This window comes from Methylobacterium nonmethylotrophicum, assembly GCF_004745635.1.
GTDB lineage: Bacteria > Pseudomonadota > Alphaproteobacteria > Rhizobiales > Beijerinckiaceae > Methylobacterium > Methylobacterium nonmethylotrophicum.
The window spans coordinates 105038-121084 of the sequence record NZ_SRLB01000011.1; the positions used below are offsets into that span (position 1 = coordinate 105038).

The window sequence follows — 16047 nt, forward strand, 5'->3', positions numbered from 1 at the left end:
CGCCAGCTCGAAGAGCGAGAACAGCATCGCAGGAATTCTCATCGATCCCATTCACGACCTCATCCTGAGGCGCCGCGCAGCGGCCTCGAAGGAGGGCTCCAGGGATCGCAGTGATATCTGGAGCCCTCCTTCGAGGCCGCTGCGCGGCGCCTCAGGATGAGGTCGCGGATAGGATGGAACCCATCGCTCAGGTCGAGCAGATTCTCACCGCCGCCCCTCCCGCCAGCGCAGGAATTCCTGGTAGAGCTGGTCGCGGTCGACCTCGCCGGAGGGGCGGCGCTGGGCCAGGAACTGTGCCACCTCGCCGGAGGCCGCCTCCGGTGCGGGGCCGCCGCGGCGCTCCAGCCATTCCTTGGCCGCCGGGAAGCGCTGCCACTCGGGCACTTCGGCGGTCAGGTTCACCTCACGCCATTTCGGGTGGCGGGGCGGTTTCAGGAAGGCGTCGTACTGGCTGAAGAAGGCGTCGACGAAGCGGGCGATGCGGCCGTAGCGCTCGCTGCCCTTCGGCCAGTTATAGGCCGCCAGGATGGTGCCGACCGCCAGCGTGCGCACCGGGCTCCCCTCGGGGGCGAGGAGGGGATAGTCGGCATGGGTCAGCTCCGCCGGCATGTAGCTCTCGGCGGCGGCGCCCGCGAAAGGCACGGCGAGGAGGTGGAAGCGGCCGCCGCCCTGGAACTCGGCCAGCACCGCCACGGGCTTGGCCGCCACCGACACGAGAGCGGCGAGCTCGCCCCGCTCCAGCATGCCGAGCGCCGCCGGCTGGTCGACGTTGACCGCCTCCACGGCGAGGCCGATGCCGGAGAACATCGCCCGCCCGGACATGTCGGTGCCGCTGCCGCGCACGTCGAAGCTGACCTTCCGGCCGGCGAGCTGGCGGATGTCGGTGATCTCCCGCGGCGCCACGACGTGCAGCTCGTCGTTGAACAGCCGGGCGATGTAGGCGATGTGCGCCTGGACGTTGCCGACCCGCCGGTCCTTGCGCAGCTGGTCGAGGGAATCGGTGCGCACGAAGCCGATGTCGATCCCGCGCAGGTAGCGCAGGTCGTAGGCGTTCTGCCCCGCGCCCTTGCCCATCACCGGCAGCACCCGCAGGTCCTTGAAGCCGTCGAGCACGAAGGCGAGGTCGCTTGCCATGCGAAAATAGGTGCCGCCGGGCGTGCCCGAGATCACCGCCACGGTGTTGGCGTTGAGGTGGCTGCCGAGCGCGACGTCCTCGGCGGTCTCGCGCACGAGGGCGGGCCGCGGCCGGGCCGGGGCGGCCCGCCGCGGCGGGGCCGGCACGGCGGCGGGTGGGGGATCGGCCGGCTGCGCGCCGGCCTCGCCGACGCGCCAGGGCAGCAGGAGGGCGAGCCAGATCGCGGCGGCGCGGCGTGTCATGCGGCATCTCCCCCTCGCTCGCGGGGTTCTCCCGCGCACCCGCGACCCTCCCGCGGCGGGCGACGGCGGCCGGGAGCGCCGGAGGCCCTCACTCGCCCGCCCACGGGGCGGCCAGGGGCGCCACGAAGGGCCCCTGCACGAGGGCACCGGGCAGGCCGGCCTGGCGGACGGGGTCGGTCCAGCCCGGGGTCCGCCGGGGTCCGCCCTGCCTGGCCGGCTCGCCCGGCCCTCGGTCCTCTTGCTTCCGGTTCTCCTGGTCCCGCCCCGCCCGCGCCTGCCGGTAGAGGGCGCTCGCGGTCTCGGGATCGCCGCGCATGCCTCGCACCTGCAGGGCGGCGAGCCGGTCCGGGTCGTAGGTCTCGGCGAGGAGCGCCGTCGCCCGGGCGCTGCCGGCCCGGACGCCGAGGGTCAGGAAGAGCCGCGCCCCGCTGATGTCGCCGCGCCCGAGCAGGGCCGCGACCCGCGCCAGAAGCCGCGCCTCATCGATGGGCTCGATGGGGGCCGGCCGGGGCGGGGATGGCGCGGCAGCGGGCGGCACGGCGCGGAAAGGCAGGCCACCGCCGCGCGGGGCCGCGCTCAGGCGGGCCTGGAGCGCCCGCGTGGGCTCCGGCGGCCGGGCCTCGCTCACCCGTTCGACACGGTCCCGCAGGCGCTCGAGGCGCCCGCGGGTCTCGGCCTGCGCCCGCTCGGCGGCTTGGCGCCCCTGCTCGGCCCGGTCGCGCGCGCCGGCGGCCTGCGCCTCGCGGGCCACCGCTTCCGACCGGGCGACCTCCGCGGCGCGCAACGCCACCGCGAGGCGGCGCAGGCCCGCCCGCATCATCGCCCGCTCCCGCGCTGCCATCTCCTCCTGCGCCGCGTGGGCGAGCCGCGCCGCCTCGGCGGCGGTCTCGAGCGCGGCGACGCGCCGGCGCGACTCCGCCAGGGCTTCGGCGAGCTCGTCCGCCCGCGCCCGCTCCCCCGCGAGCGCCTGCCGGCGCCCCTCGGCCGCACCCTCCGCGTCCCTCCGGGCCTCCTCGGCGGCAACGGCCGTCCGTGCCGGCCCGGCGTCGCGGTCCTGCATCGTCCGCGCCCGCAGCTCCTCGGCCTCCGCCCGGGCGGCGATCAGGTCGCGCCTGGCCGCCATCGCGGCATCCGAGAGGCTGTTGGCCCGCGCCTCCTCCTGCTCCAGGCGCTGCCGGCTCGCGGCCGCCTCGGCCTCCGCCTGCCGCACCCGCACCTCGGCCTGCCGCCGCACCTCCGCCACGGCGTCGGGGGCGGGCTCGGCGGGTCTGGCCGTGGGGCGGACTGGATCGTCTGCTTGTCGAGCCGTGCCGTCCGCTTGGCGGGCCGTATCGCCCGCTTGGCGGGCCGTATCGCCCGCTTGGCGGGCCAGGATGACGCGCGCCTGCATCTGGCGCGGCACGCCGGCCCGGTCCGCCTCGGTGAGGTCGGCCGTGTCGGGGAGCGAAGGGTGGTGCCAGGTTGCGGCCGCCGCTCCGTCCTGAGGGCTTCCCTCCAGGTTGAGCGCCAGGCCGATCGCCGCGAGTGCCAGGCACGCGGCCAGGCCGAGCCAGAACTTCATCCCGCGCTCCTCACGCCCGAGCGGGCGATCGTCCGGACCGCCGCGTGCGGCCGACATTGGGCCGCGCCGGCGGCCCTGGGCTATCTGCGCGATGGGAGCGGGGGGAGCGGTGGCGCTTCCTCTTTCCGGGGGAGGTCCGATACGCTTTTCGCTTGATCTACTACGGTAAGAACAAAACGCGGGATCCCCTCTCCAGGCGATACCGGGCAAGCCCGGCATCGCCTGGAGAGGGGAGACGCGCTCTATCTTTATTCGAACGCAAAGGTGGACGTCGTATGTGACCGGCGGAGCCGTCAGCCCGCGACGGCCCGCCGGATCGCGGCGCGGACGCGCTCGGGCGCCTCGAAGGGCAGGAAGTGGGTGGTGCCCGGCACCGTCTCGACCGTCACGTCCGGGCGCGGACTCGCATCGAGGGCGCAGGTGCTGCCGGTCTCGGCCCGCAGCACTTCGGCCGGGCAGGACAGGCGCGCCAGCGCCGCCCAGGGGTCGTGACCCTGCGCCAGGTAGCTCGACGCCTCCCAGGCCCCGGTGCAGGCGAGGGTCACGCCGTCCGGCGCATCGTGAAAGCCGTCCGCCACGTAATCGGCGAGCGGCGCCTCCGGCCAGGTGCGGAAGGCGCCGCGGCCCCTGTAGGCCGCGAGCGCCGCCTCCCGGGACGGGAAGGTGCTGCGCCGCTTCCGCGCGCCCTCGGCGAGGCCGGCATGGCCCTCGCCGCGGCGTTCCGGCGGCTGGATCACCGGATCGAGGAGCACGAGGCGGCGCACCCGCTCCGGCCGCTCGGCGGCGGCGAGCAGCGAGGCGGTGCCGCCCATCGAGTGGCCGATCAGCACCAGCGGGCCCGCCTCCAGCCGGTCGAGGAGCGCGATGAGGTCGTTCGTGACGTCCCACCAGTCGGTCCGCCCGGCGGGCTCGGCCGGCAGGGTGGTCCGGCCGTGGCCGCGGTGGTCGTAGGCCAGGACGTGCAGGTCGGCGAGGGGTTCGAGCAGGCTGCGGTAGGTGCGGGCGTTGAAGCCGTTGGCGTGGAGCAGCAGCGCGTCGAGGGGCCGCTCCGCCGGCCCGAACTCCAGGGCGGCGAGGCGCCCGCCGGAGGGGTCGCCGATCTCGATGGTCCGCCGCACCAGCCCCGTGTCGCTCACGCCCTGATCCCCTTCGGCCGCGCCAGGGCGGTGCCGGCGGCGCCGAGCGCCATCAGCACCGCGGTGCCGAGGAAGACCGCCCGCATGCCGACATGGCCGCCCACGAACCCGCCCATGAGCGGCCCCAAAACCTGCCCGACGTACTGCGACGAGGTCGAATAGCCAAGCATCGTCCCGGCGACCCGGTCGGGCACCGAGTGGCGGATCACGCTGGCGATGCAGGGCAGGAGCCCGCCGAGCGCCAGCCCCATCAGGAACCGCAGGGCCACGAGCTGCCAGTCGCTCGTCACCAGGGCCTGCGGCACCAGCAGGATCGCCGAGACGGTCAGGCTCGCGGTGATGACGGTCCAGGGGCCGATCCGGTCGGCAAGCCGCCCGAGGCGGGGCGCCGACAGGATGCTCCCCAAGGCGGTGGCCGACATGGCGAGCCCCGCGATCAGCGTGACACGGGCGGGATCGGGGGTCAGCTCGGCGACGTAGACGGTGATGATCGGCTCGACCGACATCACCGCCAGCATCAGGAGCATGCCGGTGGCCAGCATGGCGAGCGCCGGCCGCTTGTCCGGGATGCTGGAGAAGCCGCCGCCGGCCCGCGCCGAGCGCGGCGGGCGCGGCTCCTCGCGGATCAGGAGCAGGGTGGCCAGGAAGGCCAGGAAGATCACCGCGCCGGCGGCGAGGAACGTGGCGCGGATGCCGATGAGCGGCGGCAGCACCCCGCCGACGAGCGGCCCGACGAGGTTGCCCGCCATGATGCCGGAGGCCAGCGTGCCGAGCGCCCAGGCCGAGCGGTCCTTCGGGGTCTGGGTCGCCACCAGCACCGTCGAGCCCGAGGCGTAGCCGCCCAGGAGCCCGGCGAGCAGCCGCAAGGCCACGAGCTGCCAGACATTGCCGGCCATGCCGATCAGCGACATCGCCACCGCCATGCCGAGGCTCGCGCGGATCAGCATCAGCTTGCGGCCGTAGAGGTCGGCGAGCCGCCCCCAGAGCGGCGCCACCAGGGCGGCGCTGAAGAAGGTCGCCCCGAACGCGACGCCCGACCACTGCACGATCGCCGCCTGGTCCTTGACGCCCAGCTCCTCGACGTAGAGCGGCAGGAACGGCAGCAGCAGCGTCATCGCCACGATGGTGGTGAAGGAGCCGAACACGCAGACCGCGAGGTTGCGGCGCCAGTAGGCTTCCGCCGGCGCCTCGGCCAGCGGGGCCGCCGGGCTGTCGTCGCGGGTCATCGTCAAGGCCTTCCCCCCTCGCGCGGTGGAGGGATTGAGCGCGGGGAACCCCTCTCCCACACGGGAGAGGGAAGCCCGCGCTCGACAGTCCACCCGCCGAGGGACCGTAGACGCCTCGCGGCCCCGCGCGAAGCCGCCTTCGCCGCGCGCCGGCATGCCTTCATGTCATGCTCCCGGCCGCCAGTCCGGCCAGGCCGCGACGCGGTGCACGAGGCGGCGGTCGCGCGACGCCTCGCCGAACGGGGCCAGGACCCAGTCCCAGTGGCGCGGCGCCGGCCCCGGATCGATGCCGTAGAGGAGGTCGATCCGCTCCAGCACCCGCCCGTCCCGGTCCTCCTCGGCCTCGTCGAGATCGGTGACGAGGCAGGTGCGGGCGGAGAGGCTCCCAAGCGCGTCGAGATGGGCCGCCACGATGCGGCGCCCGAAGGCGTCGGGGTCCGTCCAGGGCCCGAGCCGGCCCGCCGCCTCGAGCCGCGCGACCGGCAGGATCGGCAGCTGCGACAGGAGGTTGGCCGACACCACGAGGTCGGCCTCGCGGCAGACCGGCGGCAGGGCCGGCCCGAAGGCGTCGCTGCGGCCGAGCAGCAGGCCCTCCGTGCCGCTGAGGTCGAAGGTCAGTCGCGCGACGTTGCGGTGGGCTCGCGCCCGCCAGCGGCTCCGCCAGGGATGGACCGCGTCGACCAGCACCACCCGCCGGAACGCCCCGGCCAGGTCGTCGATCGGCACGTCGTCGAGGAGGCCCGAGCCCAGCACCACGATGGTGTCGCGCCGGGGCAGGTTCTCCATCGCCGCCCGCACCGCGTCCTGCGCCGCAGCCAGGTGCGGCGCCCAGGCCCGGCGGCAGCGCCGCGAGCGCGCGGCGAGCCGCACGCTGTCGCCGGCATGGCCGAGCCGCCGCGCGGTGAGGGACGCCGGCAGGGCGAGCCAGTGCAGGAGGTCGAGGAGCACCTACAGGCCGCCGGCCTCCACCACGAAGCGCGCCACCGCCTCGACGCCGTCGCCGTGGCGCAGGGACGCGAACACGTAGGGGCGCTGGCCCCGCATGCGCTTCGTGTCCTCCTCCATCACCTTCAGGTCGGCGCCGACGAGGGGCGCGAGGTCGGTCTTGTTGATGACGAGGAGGTCCGAGCGGGTGATGCCGGGCCCGCCCTTGCGCGGGATCTTCTCGCCGCCCGCCACGTCGATGACGTAGATCGTCAGGTCGGCGAGCTCCGGCGAGAAGGTGGCCGCGAGGTTGTCGCCGCCGGATTCGAGCAGCACGAGGTCGAGGGCGGGGAAGCGCCGGCGCATCTCCGCCACCGCCGCGAGGTTGATCGAGGCGTCCTCGCGGATCGCCGTATGCGGGCAGCCGCCGGTCTCGACGCCCATGATGCGCTCCTCCGGCAGGGCGCCGGCCACCGTGAGGAGGCGCGCATCCTCCTTGGTGTAGATGTCGTTGGTGATGGCGCAGAGGTCGTAGCGCTCGCGCAGGGCCTTGCACAGGCCCTCCATCAGGGCGGTCTTGCCCGACCCGACCGGGCCGCCGATGCCGACCCGCAAAGGACCATGGGCAGAACTGGGGCCGTGGCTGGAGGTCATGACGTGTTCGATCTCCTCAGGGTGTCGCCCGGTCGAGGCAATGCCGGCTCATCGCAGGATGCTTGCCAGGGTCAAGGCGTCTTCACAGGATCGCGTCGATGCCCTTCTGGGCCGCGAGCGACAGCAGCTTGAGCGAGGCACCTCCTGGCTTCGTCTCGCCGCGCTCCCACTTGCTCACCAGCGAGGTCGTGACGTTGAGCGCCCGGGCGAAGATCGCCTGGCTCATCTGCGCCCGCTCGCGGATCGCCCGGATGGCGTCCGGAGCCAGCGGCTCGACCGGCGTGAGGCAGCTCAGATCGAACCGGCGCAAGGTCGCCCTGTCGATGGCGCCGATCGCGTGAAGGTCCTCGGCTCCCTGATGCAGTGCGCCGAGGAGATCACTGCGATACGTCTTGGTCCGCATGCTCATCCGGGATTATCGCCCATCCTCGTTCTCGCCGGTTGGTCGATCTGCATCAAGACTCAGTACAGCCGCCCGCCGTTCGGCACCGGCCGCTCGGGCGCGATCAGCACCACCGCGCCGTCCTGGTCCGGCACCCCGAGGGTCAGCACCTCGGAGCGCACCGGGCCGACCTGGCGCGGCGGCAGGTTGACGACACAGAGCACCTGCCGGCCGATCAGGGCCTCGGGCGTGTAGTGCACCGTCACCTGGGCGGAGGATGTCTTCAAGCCGAGCGCGTCGCCGAGATCGATGACGAGCCGGTAGGCCGGCCGGCGCGCCTGCGGGATCGGCGCCGCCTCGACGATGGTGCCGACCCGCACGTCGAGCTTCAGGAAGTCGTCGATGGCGATCGGGGTCGGCGGGTGGGTCTGGTCCATGACGGGGCCTGGCTGGAGGGAGGCGGCGCCGCAATCCATAGCCGAGGCGGGCGATGCGGTCTCCATTCCGCGACCGACGGTCCCTCACCCCACCGACATCGTCAGCGGCGGCTGCACCTCCGCCGGCAGGGGCGAGACGTAGCCCTCCGGCCCGGTGCGGGCCTTCAGGTCCGCCTTCGCGGCGTCGCGCAAGGCGGCGTCGGTGGCGAGGCGCGCGCCGAGCGCCGCCATGGCCTTGGCCACCTGCACCATCGCCTTGTGGGCGGCCGGGGTCTTTCCTTGCGCCACCACCTGCCAGGTGTGGAACGGGGTGCCGACCGCCACCGTCGGGGCGTGGGCCTGGACGGTCGGCACCACCCAGCTCACGTCGCCGACGTCCGTCGAGCCGATCGCCGGGTTGCGGCGGGCGTCGAGGGGCACCAGGAAATCCGCCAAGGGCGCGTCGGTCACCGGCAGCCCGATGGTGTGGTAGACCGCCGCGATGTCCTGCGGCGTCAGCGTGCCCCGGATCTCTTTGGCGAAGGCGCGGTCGGCCTCGTCGAAATGGGGCGTGCCGAGATCCTCCATCACCCCGTGCAGGGCCTCCTCCAGCGGCGTGTTGCCGACAAGGTTCGAGACCGCGCTGACGATGCGCATCTCCATCTGGGTCTCGGTCATCAGCGCCGCGCCTTCGGCGATCTTGCGCACGCGGGTCACGAGGTCGCGCATGCCGGGCAGGTCGCGGGCGCGGATCGAGTAGCGCACCCGGGCATGGGCCTGGACGACGTTCGGGGCGATGCCGCCGGTGTCGAGGAGCGCGTAATGCACCCGCGCGTCGCTCGGCATGTGCTCGCGCATGTAGTTGACACCGACATTCATCAGCTCGACCGCGTCGAGGGCAGAGCGCCCGAGATGCGGGGCGGCCGCCGCGTGCGAGGCGCGGCCCGTGAACACGAAGTCGGCCCGGGTGTTGGCGAGCGACAGGGGAGGGGTGACCTCCCAGAAGCTCGACGGGTGCCAGGTGACGGCGGCGTCGGCGTCCGAAAACAGGCCCTCCCGCACCATGAAGGCCTTGGCGGCGCCGCCCTCTTCCGCCGGGCAGCCGTAGTAGCGCACGCGGCCCGGCAGGCCTTCTGCCGCGAGCCAGTCCTTCATGGCGGTGGCGGCGAGCAGCGCCGCCGATCCGAGCAGGTTGTGCCCGCAGCCATGGCCGTGGCCGCCCTGCTCGATGGGGGTATGCCGCGCGACGCCCGCCTCCTGGCTCAGGCCCGGCAGCGCGTCGTACTCGCCCAGGAACGCGATGACCGGCCCGCCCTCGCCGGCCTCGCCGATCACCGCGGTCGGGATGCCGGCGGCGCCTTCCTGCACGCGGAATCCCTGGTGGCGCAGCTCGGCGGCGTGCGCGGCGGCGGACCGCGTCTCGGTGTAGCAGACCTCCGGCGTGCCCCAGACCTCGTTCGAGAGGGCGATCAGCCGGTCCTTGTGGGCGTCGACCTGGCGCCAGACGGCGTTGCGGTTGTCCATGGGGGGCTCCTCCGATGCGCAGCCCGCGGGCCGCCTTGCGGCGGAGACTCATGCAGGCGGCGGGCCGGCTCAAGCGCGGCCGAAGCGGGCGTGGCGCGCGAATTGCGAATGGCTGGAAGAGTTTTGTCGCAGCGGCTTGCGGACCGGAACCGCGGGCGCGATGCTGCCGGCCAGTTCAAGGCCAGCCAGAAGGGTGACCGTTCATGACCGAGCATGACCTGCGGACGCTGATCGGCGAGGTGAAGGACGGGAGCCTGTCGCGGCGCAGCTTCGTGCGCCGGATGGTGGCGCTCGGCCTCTCCGCGCCGATGGCCGGGATGATGCTCGCCCAGAACGGCGTCGCCTTCGCGGCGAATCCGTTGCGCGACGCCTACAAGCCGGCGAAGGCCGGCGGCGGCGGGCCGCTCAAGCTGCTGTTCTGGCAGGCCGCGACCCTGATCAACCCGCACTTCGCCATCGGCACCAAGGATCAGGAGGGCTCGCGCATCTTCTACGAGCCGCTGGCGGCCTGGGATGCCGACGGCAACCTCTTCCCGATCCTGGCGGCCGAGATCCCGTCGAAGGAGAATGGCGGCGTCGCGGCCGACGGCCGCTCGGTGACCTGGAAGCTCAAGCCCAACGTGAAGTGGCACGACGGCAAGCCCTTCACCGCCGACGACGTGGTGTTCACGGCGGAATACGCCGCCAACCCGGCCACCGCCGCGGTCACCGGCGGCAGCTACAAGGACGTCAAGGTCGAGAAGGTCGACGACCTGACGGTGAAGCTGACGTTCGACAAGCCGACCCCGTTCTGGGCCGACGCCTTCGTGTCGAGCGCCGGGATGATCATCCCTCGCCACGTCTTCGCCGACTATACCGGCGACAAGTCCCGCGACGCGCCGGCCAACCTCGCGCCGGTCGGGACCGGCCCCTACAAGTTCAGCGAGTTCCGCCCCGGCGACATCCTGCGCGGCGTGCGCAACCCGGACTACCACGTGCCGAACCGGCCGTTCTTCGACTCGGTCGAGATGAAGGGCGGCGGCGACGCGGTCTCGGCCGCCCGCGCCGTGCTGCAGACCGGCGAGTACGACTACGCCTGGAACATGCAGGTCGAGGACGAGATCCTCAAGCGGCTCGAGGCCGAGGGCAAGGGCCGGGTCGAGATGGTGTATGGCGGCAACCTCGAGTTCCTGCTGCTGAACGCCACCGACCCGAACGTCGAGGTCGACGGCGAGCGCGCCTCGCTCAAGACCAAGCACCCGGCCTTCTCGGACCCGGCGGTGCGCAAGGCGATGAACCTGCTCGTCAACCGGGCGGCGATCCAGCAATTCATCTACGGCCGCACGGGGCGGGCCACCGCCAACGTCTTCAACGGCCCGGCTCCCTTCGTGTCGAAGAACACCTCCTTCGCGTTCGACGCCGACAAGGCGGCGCAGCTCCTCGAGGAAGCCGGCTGGAAGAAGGGCGGCGACGGCATCCGCGCCAAGGACGGCAAGAAGCTGAAATTCCTCTTCCAGACCTCGATCAACGCGCCGCGCCAGAAGACCCAGGCCATCATCAAGCAGGCCGCCCAGAAGGCCGGCATCGACATGGAGCTGAAGTCGGTCCCCGGCTCGGTGTTCTTCTCCTCGGACGTCGCCAACCCGGACACCTATCCGCATTTCTACGCCGACATGGAGATGTATACCTGGAACATGTCGCAGGCCGATCCGGCGGTGTTCGGGCTGCAATACGTCTCCTGGGAGGCCGCCACCAAGGCCAACAAGTGGCAGGGCCGCAACATCTGCCGGATGCAGAACCCGGACGTCGACGCCCTCTACCGGCAAGCGCAAGGCGAGCTCGATCTCGTCAAGCGCGCCGCCCTGTTCATCAAGATGAACGACCTGATCGTCGCAGATTACGTCCTGCCGCTCCTTCACCGCGCCCAGGTCTCGGCGGTCGGCGGCAAGATGCAGGCGCCCTCGACCGGCTGGGACAACTCGCTGACCTTCCTGGCCGAGTGGTACAAGCAGGCGTGAAGGGCCAAAGATGGGAGCCTACCTCCTCCGCCGCCTCTTGATCGCGATCCCGAGCCTCCTCGGGATCAGCCTCATCCTGTTCACCGTGCTGGCGCTCGCCCCGGGTGACCCGTTCGGCGAGCTCGCCACCAACCCCAACGTGCCGCCGGAGGTGCGCGAGGCGCTGCGCGCCAAGTACGGCCTCGATGACCCGATCCTGGTGCGCTACCTGCACTGGCTGACCGCGATGCTCCAGGGCGACTGGGGCTTCTCCTTCGCCAGCCGCGTCGACGTCGACGACCTGATCCTCCAGCGCCTGCCGACCACGCTCTTCGTGGTCGGCTCGTCGCAGGTGCTGGCGCTCATCGTCGCCGTGCCGGTCGGCATCCTGGCGGCGATCCGGCCCTACTCGGTCTTCGACCAGGTGGCCAACACGCTCGCCTTCGTGGGCTTCTCGCTGCCGACCTTCTTCACCGGCCTGCTGTTCATCCTGCTGTTCAGCCTCACCCTCGACTGGCTGCCCTTCGTCTACCAGGCCGACATCGCGGCGACGGGCTGGCGCTGGGTCTGGGAGCATGTCCGGCAGGCGATCATGCCGGTCTGCGTGCTCGGCTTCTTCCAGGCCGCCTCCTACACCCGCTACGTCCGCGCCTCGGTGCTCGACGTGGCCCGCCTCGACTACGTCACCACCGCCCGCGCCAAGGGGCTGTCGGACGGCACCGTCACGGTGCGCCACATCGCCCGCAACGCCCTGATCCCGGTCGTCACCCTGGTGGCGCTGCAGATCCCGGCGGTGTTCGGCGGCGCCATCGTGACCGAGCAGATTTTTCGGATCCCCGGGATCGGCTCGCTCCTCATCAACGCGATGCTCGCCAACGACACGCCGGTCGTGATGGCCGTCACCTTCGTGTTCGCCTGCCTCGTCGTCCTGTTCAACCTCGTCGCGGACCTCCTCTATGGCTGGCTCGACCCTCGCATCTCCTACCGCTGAGGCGGACGCGCCGGCGCCCGCCCCGGCGGCCTCGGGGCGGGACACCTGGCGGCGCTTCCGCCGCCACCGCCTCGCGGTGGTGAGCACGGGGGTACTGGGCCTGCTCGTCCTCGCGGTCCTCGTCGGCGGCTGGATCTGGCCGGTGGCGATCGACGAGATCGACTTCGCGGCGACGCTCCAGGGCCCGTCCTGGGCCCACCCGCTCGGCACCGACGACCTCGGCCAGGACCTGCTCGCCCGGATGATCTATGGCGGGCGGATCTCGCTCGCCGTGGGCTTTGCCGCGATGGTGGTGGCGACCCTCGTCGGCGTGGTGGTGGGCGCGCTCGCCGGCATGTCGCGGCGCTTCCTCGATCCCGTCCTGATGTGGCTGACCGACCTCTTCCTGTCGCTGCCGCAGCTGCCGCTCCTGCTCCTCGTCATCTATCTCTTCCGCGACCAGCTGAAGCAGGTCTTCGGGGTCGAGGGCGGCGTGTTCGTGATGATCGTCGCGGTGATCGGGGGCCTGCGCTGGATGCCGGTGGCGCGCCTCGTGCGGGCGCAGTTCCTGTCCTTGCGCGAGAAGGAATTCGTCGAGGCGGCGCGCTCGCAGGGCGCCACGTCCTGGCACCTCGTCACCCGTCACATCCTGCCGAACGCGATCGGGCCCGTGATCGTCGCGGCGACGATCGAGGTGTCGTCGGCGATCATCGCCGAATCGACCCTGTCGTTCCTCGGCCTCGGCTTTCCGCCCGACATCCCGACCTGGGGGCGGCTCCTCTACGACGCCAAGGACCACCTCGACGTCGCGCCGCACTGGGCGCTGTTCCCGGGTGCCGCGATCTTTCTGACCGTCCTGTCGATCAACTTCATCGGCGACGGCCTGCGCGACGCCCTCGACCCGCGGCGGGTGCTGTGAGGGCCGACACCATCGTCATCCCCACCCTGGACCTCATCCTGAGGTGCTGGACGATCGCAGATCGCCCAGCCTCGAAGGAGGGCTCCAGATCCCCAGGAGGCTGCTGGAGGTCTCCTTCGAGGCGAGCCAAGCTCGCACCTCAGGATGAGGTCGCGGGTGGGAGCTTGCGTGAGCACGGCAGCCCGCCATGACCACCCCGATCCTCTCGGTCCAGGACCTCACCGTCGCGTTCCGCTCCGAGCGGACCTGGCGCCCGGTGGTGCACGGCGTCTCGTTCGAGATCGGCCCCAAGGAAACCGTCGCCCTCGTCGGCGAGTCCGGGTCGGGCAAGAGCGTCACGGCGCTCTCGATCATGCGGCTGACGCCCCGCGACGCGACCCGCACCGGCGGGCGCGTGCTGCTCCAGGGCCGCGACCTGCTCCAGCTGCCCGATCCCGAGATGCGGCGCATCCGCGGCGACGACGTCGCGATGATCTTCCAGGAGCCGATGACGAGCCTCAACCCGGTGCTCACCGTCGGCTTCCAGATCGGCGAGGCTTTGCGGCTGCACCGCGGGATGTCGCGCGCCCAGGCCGAGGCCGAGACCGTGCGGCTCTTCGACAAGGTCCGGATCCCGGCCGCCGCCTCGCGGGTGCACGACTATCCCCACCGCTTCTCCGGCGGCATGCGCCAGCGGGTGATGATCGCGATGGCGCTCGCCTGCCGGCCGAAGCTCCTCATCGCCGACGAGCCGACCACGGCGCTCGACGTGACGATCCAGGCCCAGATCCTCGACCTGATCAAGCTCCTCCAGGAGGAGGAGGGGATGTCGGTCCTGTTCATCACCCACGACATGGGCGTGGTGGCCGAGATCGCCGACCGCACCGTGGTGATGGTCGACGGCCGCGCCGTCGAGGCGGGCGCGACCGAGCAGATCTTTCGCCGCCCGGTCCACCCCTACAGCCGCGCGCTCCTCGCTGCCGTGCCGCGCCTCGGCGCGATGCAGGGCAGGCCCCATCCGGCCCGCTTCGAGATCGTCGACCGCGCCACCGGCGAGCCCGAGGCGGCCGTGCCGCTCCCCGACACCGTGCGGGAGGGCGAGCGCCCGGTGCTCGAGGTCAAGGGCCTCACCACCCGCTTCGACATCCGCGGCGGCCTGCTGTCGCGGGTGCGCGGCCGGGTCCACGCGGTCGAGAACGTCTCGTTCGCGGTCCGTGCCGGCGAGACCCTGGCCCTCGTCGGCGAATCGGGCTGCGGCAAGTCCACCACCGGCCGCTCGGTGCTGCGGCTGATCGAGCCGACGGCCGGCTCCGTGCTCCTCGACGGCGAGGACGTGCTCGGCCTGCCGCCCTCGGCCCTGCGCGCGTGTCGTCGGCGCATGCAGATGATCTTCCAGGATCCCTTCGCCAGCCTCGACCCGCGCATGAGCGTCGGCGCCGCGATCGCCGAGCCGCTCCTCATCAACCGCCTGTGCTCGCGCGCCGAGGCGCGGACTCGCGCCGCCGACCTGCTGCGCCGGGTCGGGCTGAAGCCCGAGATGGCCGGGCGCTACCCCCATGAATTCTCCGGCGGCCAGCGCCAGCGCATCTGCATCGCCCGCACGCTCGCGGTGGAGCCCCGCCTGATCGTGGCCGACGAATCGGTCTCGGCCCTCGACGTCTCGGTGAAGGCCCAGGTGGTGAACCTGATGCTCGACCTGCAGGCGTCCTTGGGCCTCGCCTACCTGTTCATCTCGCACGACATGGCGGTGGTGGAGCGGGTGAGCCACCGGGTCGCCGTGATGTATCTCGGTGAGATCGTCGAGATCGGCCCCCGGGCGGCGATCTTCGGCGCCCCCCAGCACCCCTATACCAAGAAGCTGATGGCGGCCGTCCCGGTCCCCGACCCGGGCCGCCGGCGCCAGCTCCACGCGGTGCGCAGCGACGAGATCAAGAGCCCGATCCGCCCGGTCGACTACGTCCCGCCCGAGCGGCTCTACCGCGAGGTCTCCCCCGGCCACGTGGTGCAGGTCTGGGGGCCGGAATGGGAGGCGCCGGCCGGGATGGCGGCGGTGGCGTGAAGGGGGCGCGAACCGCCGCGCTGCTCCGTTACGCCTCCGGCTCGGATCGAGATCCAGTGCTCGGGCGGGATCGCTTGAGGCGGTCCCGCGCGGTTCTGGTGCTCGCGGCTTCCATGAGCGCGGTCCAATCGTCCGGCGGGTTCCCGTGCTGGAGCATCCTGCGGAAGGTCGCGTAGGCGTCCGATCGGCTGCCATACGCGCGCAACGTGCGCTCGTCGTTGACCCAGGCCAGGATGATAACCTTGTGCGCGGCCGTATCGCGGTAGCGATAGAACAGCCGGTATTGCTGCAGGAACTCGACACGAAACCAATGCTTGTACTCGGGCCCGAGCGTCGTGCCCTGCCGGTATTCGGGCCGCGCGGGGTCGGCCGGGACGATCTCGAACGCCACTTTGAGAACCGCTGCGAGCAGCTTGGCCGCCCGCGTCCCGGTGTAGCCCTCCGGATTCTTTCCCTTCACCCTCGCGGCCTCGGCGACGAGGCCTTCGAGCTGATCGAGGAACAGCGGGTGCGCGTAGACCGCCCAGCCGTCGATCGTCAGAGGCGAATCGCTCACTCCTCGTCGTCCGACAGGGCCTCATCGAGATCGACCTCGACGCCTGACGTAAGGGCGAGGGCACGCTGGTACAGATCCTCGCCGACGGGTGCGACGGCCTGCGGTCGTTCCATCAGGTCGCGCTCCAGCAGCGCCAGGAACGGGCGGAGTGCCGGATCCTCCTCGACGGGGGCATCCGCCTTCGCGATGACCACGGTGCCGTCCGCCAATCCACGGAACACGATGCGTCCGGACTTGCCCACGCCCAGCATCCGCCGGACAGCGGCCGGCACCGTGGTCTGGCCGCGCGCGGTGATCGTGGCAGGAATCTCAAGGATCTCGGCGGTCTTGCTCATCGGCATCTCCCGGGACCGCAGGGGTAATGCATTTGCATTGTCAGTCAAGGCCA

The 16047-nt window shown here is 72.1% G+C and carries 15 protein-coding genes; 4 read left to right on the plus strand and 11 right to left on the minus strand.

Features of this window, described 5'->3' with window-relative positions; all coding sequences use genetic code 11:
• Positions 1 to 204: 204 nt before the first annotated feature.
• The 9 genes from EU555_RS16280 to EU555_RS16320 all read right to left on the minus strand — a co-directional run bounded on the left by EU555_RS16280 (position 205) and on the right by EU555_RS16320 (position 9200).
• On the minus strand, positions 205 to 1377 hold the full coding sequence (locus tag EU555_RS16280; RefSeq protein ID WP_135415875.1) for a TAXI family TRAP transporter solute-binding subunit: 1173 nt from the start codon (positions 1375 to 1377) through the stop codon (positions 205 to 207).
• An 88-nt stretch (positions 1378 to 1465) separates the two neighbouring features.
• Positions 1466 to 2938 carry a hypothetical protein gene (locus EU555_RS16285; RefSeq protein WP_135415877.1) on the minus strand — a complete coding sequence of 491 codons (1473 nt, stop codon included), beginning with the start codon at positions 2936 to 2938 and terminating at the stop codon, positions 1466 to 1468.
• Between the two features lie 293 nt (positions 2939 to 3231).
• Complete coding sequence (locus EU555_RS16290; RefSeq protein WP_135415879.1) at positions 3232 to 4074, minus strand: alpha/beta fold hydrolase; 843 nt, start codon at positions 4072 to 4074, stop codon at positions 3232 to 3234.
• Positions 4071 to 5300 carry an MFS transporter gene (locus tag EU555_RS16295; RefSeq protein ID WP_135415881.1) on the minus strand — a complete coding sequence of 410 codons (1230 nt, stop codon included), beginning with the start codon at positions 5298 to 5300 and terminating at the stop codon, positions 4071 to 4073. The genes EU555_RS16290 and EU555_RS16295 overlap by 4 nt, the downstream gene beginning before the upstream one ends.
• Before the next feature lie 165 nt (positions 5301 to 5465).
• A complete protein-coding gene (locus tag EU555_RS16300; RefSeq protein ID WP_135415883.1) occupies positions 5466 to 6248 on the minus strand; it encodes a hypothetical protein in 783 nt (260 codons plus the stop codon).
• A complete protein-coding gene (gene ureG, locus EU555_RS16305) occupies positions 6249 to 6878 on the minus strand; it encodes an urease accessory protein UreG (RefSeq protein WP_135415885.1) in 630 nt (209 codons plus the stop codon).
• Between the two features lie 82 nt (positions 6879 to 6960).
• Positions 6961 to 7281: a helix-turn-helix domain-containing protein gene (locus tag EU555_RS16310; protein ID WP_167858564.1), complete on the minus strand. Its 321-nt coding sequence runs from the start codon at positions 7279 to 7281 to the stop codon at positions 6961 to 6963.
• Between the two features lie 59 nt (positions 7282 to 7340).
• Positions 7341 to 7697, minus strand: coding sequence for a tRNA-binding protein (locus tag EU555_RS16315; protein ID WP_135415888.1), 357 nt, complete (start codon positions 7695 to 7697; stop codon positions 7341 to 7343).
• A gap of 84 nt (positions 7698 to 7781) precedes the next feature.
• Positions 7782 to 9200, minus strand: a complete 1419-nt coding sequence (locus tag EU555_RS16320; RefSeq protein ID WP_135415890.1) for a M20 family metallopeptidase — start codon at positions 9198 to 9200, stop codon at positions 7782 to 7784.
• Between the two features lie 203 nt (positions 9201 to 9403).
• On the opposite strand from EU555_RS16320, the gene EU555_RS16325 reads away from it, so the two are divergent.
• The 4 genes from EU555_RS16325 (at position 9404) to EU555_RS16340 (ending at position 15103) form a co-directional block, all read left to right on the plus strand.
• On the plus strand, positions 9404 to 11197 hold the full coding sequence (locus EU555_RS16325) for a peptide ABC transporter substrate-binding protein (RefSeq protein ID WP_135415892.1): 1794 nt from the start codon (positions 9404 to 9406) through the stop codon (positions 11195 to 11197).
• A gap of 10 nt (positions 11198 to 11207) precedes the next feature.
• On the plus strand, positions 11208 to 12167 hold the full coding sequence (locus tag EU555_RS16330; RefSeq protein WP_135415894.1) for an ABC transporter permease: 960 nt from the start codon (positions 11208 to 11210) through the stop codon (positions 12165 to 12167).
• Positions 12133 to 13065: an ABC transporter permease gene (locus tag EU555_RS16335; RefSeq protein WP_135415896.1), complete on the plus strand. Its 933-nt coding sequence runs from the start codon at positions 12133 to 12135 to the stop codon at positions 13063 to 13065. The genes EU555_RS16330 and EU555_RS16335 overlap by 35 nt, the downstream gene beginning before the upstream one ends.
• 187 nt (positions 13066 to 13252) lie before the next feature.
• Positions 13253 to 15103 (plus strand): ABC transporter ATP-binding protein, encoded by a 1851-nt coding sequence (locus EU555_RS16340; RefSeq protein WP_135415898.1) that lies wholly within the window; start codon positions 13253 to 13255, stop codon positions 15101 to 15103.
• Between the two features lie 28 nt (positions 15104 to 15131).
• Here the strand turns inward: EU555_RS16340 and EU555_RS16345 are convergent, their stop codons facing one another.
• Positions 15132 to 15659, minus strand: coding sequence for a type II toxin-antitoxin system YhaV family toxin (locus EU555_RS16345; RefSeq protein WP_135415900.1), 528 nt, complete (start codon positions 15657 to 15659; stop codon positions 15132 to 15134).
• Entirely contained in the window at positions 15656 to 15994 is a 339-nt protein-coding gene (locus tag EU555_RS16350) for a type II toxin-antitoxin system PrlF family antitoxin (protein WP_135415901.1), read from the minus strand. The genes EU555_RS16345 and EU555_RS16350 overlap by 4 nt, the downstream gene beginning before the upstream one ends.
• Positions 15995 to 16047: the final 53 nt, after the last annotated feature.

What these genes read in the sequence shown, in the direction of transcription:
- EU555_RS16350 (WP_135415901.1), bottom strand. Translation starts at nt 15,994, where the DNA reads ATGAGCAAGACCGCCGAGATCCTTGAGATTCCTGCCACGATCACCGCG.
- EU555_RS16330 (WP_135415894.1), top strand. Translation starts at nt 11,208, where the DNA reads ATGGGAGCCTACCTCCTCCGCCGCCTCTTGATCGCGATCCCGAGCCTC.
- EU555_RS16310 (WP_167858564.1), bottom strand. Translation starts at nt 7,281, where the DNA reads ATGCGGACCAAGACGTATCGCAGTGATCTCCTCGGCGCACTGCATCAG.
- EU555_RS16285 (WP_135415877.1), bottom strand. Translation starts at nt 2,938, where the DNA reads ATGAAGTTCTGGCTCGGCCTGGCCGCGTGCCTGGCACTCGCGGCGATC.
- EU555_RS16335 (WP_135415896.1), top strand. Translation starts at nt 12,133, where the DNA reads ATGGCTGGCTCGACCCTCGCATCTCCTACCGCTGAGGCGGACGCGCCG.
- EU555_RS16315 (WP_135415888.1), bottom strand. Translation starts at nt 7,697, where the DNA reads ATGGACCAGACCCACCCGCCGACCCCGATCGCCATCGACGACTTCCTG.
- EU555_RS16340 (WP_135415898.1), top strand. Translation starts at nt 13,253, where the DNA reads ATGACCACCCCGATCCTCTCGGTCCAGGACCTCACCGTCGCGTTCCGC.
- ureG (WP_135415885.1), bottom strand. Translation starts at nt 6,878, where the DNA reads ATGACCTCCAGCCACGGCCCCAGTTCTGCCCATGGTCCTTTGCGGGTC.
- EU555_RS16320 (WP_135415890.1), bottom strand. Translation starts at nt 9,200, where the DNA reads ATGGACAACCGCAACGCCGTCTGGCGCCAGGTCGACGCCCACAAGGAC.
- EU555_RS16280 (WP_135415875.1), bottom strand. Translation starts at nt 1,377, where the DNA reads ATGACACGCCGCGCCGCCGCGATCTGGCTCGCCCTCCTGCTGCCCTGG.
- EU555_RS16325 (WP_135415892.1), top strand. Translation starts at nt 9,404, where the DNA reads ATGACCGAGCATGACCTGCGGACGCTGATCGGCGAGGTGAAGGACGGG.
- EU555_RS16295 (WP_135415881.1), bottom strand. Translation starts at nt 5,300, where the DNA reads ATGACCCGCGACGACAGCCCGGCGGCCCCGCTGGCCGAGGCGCCGGCG.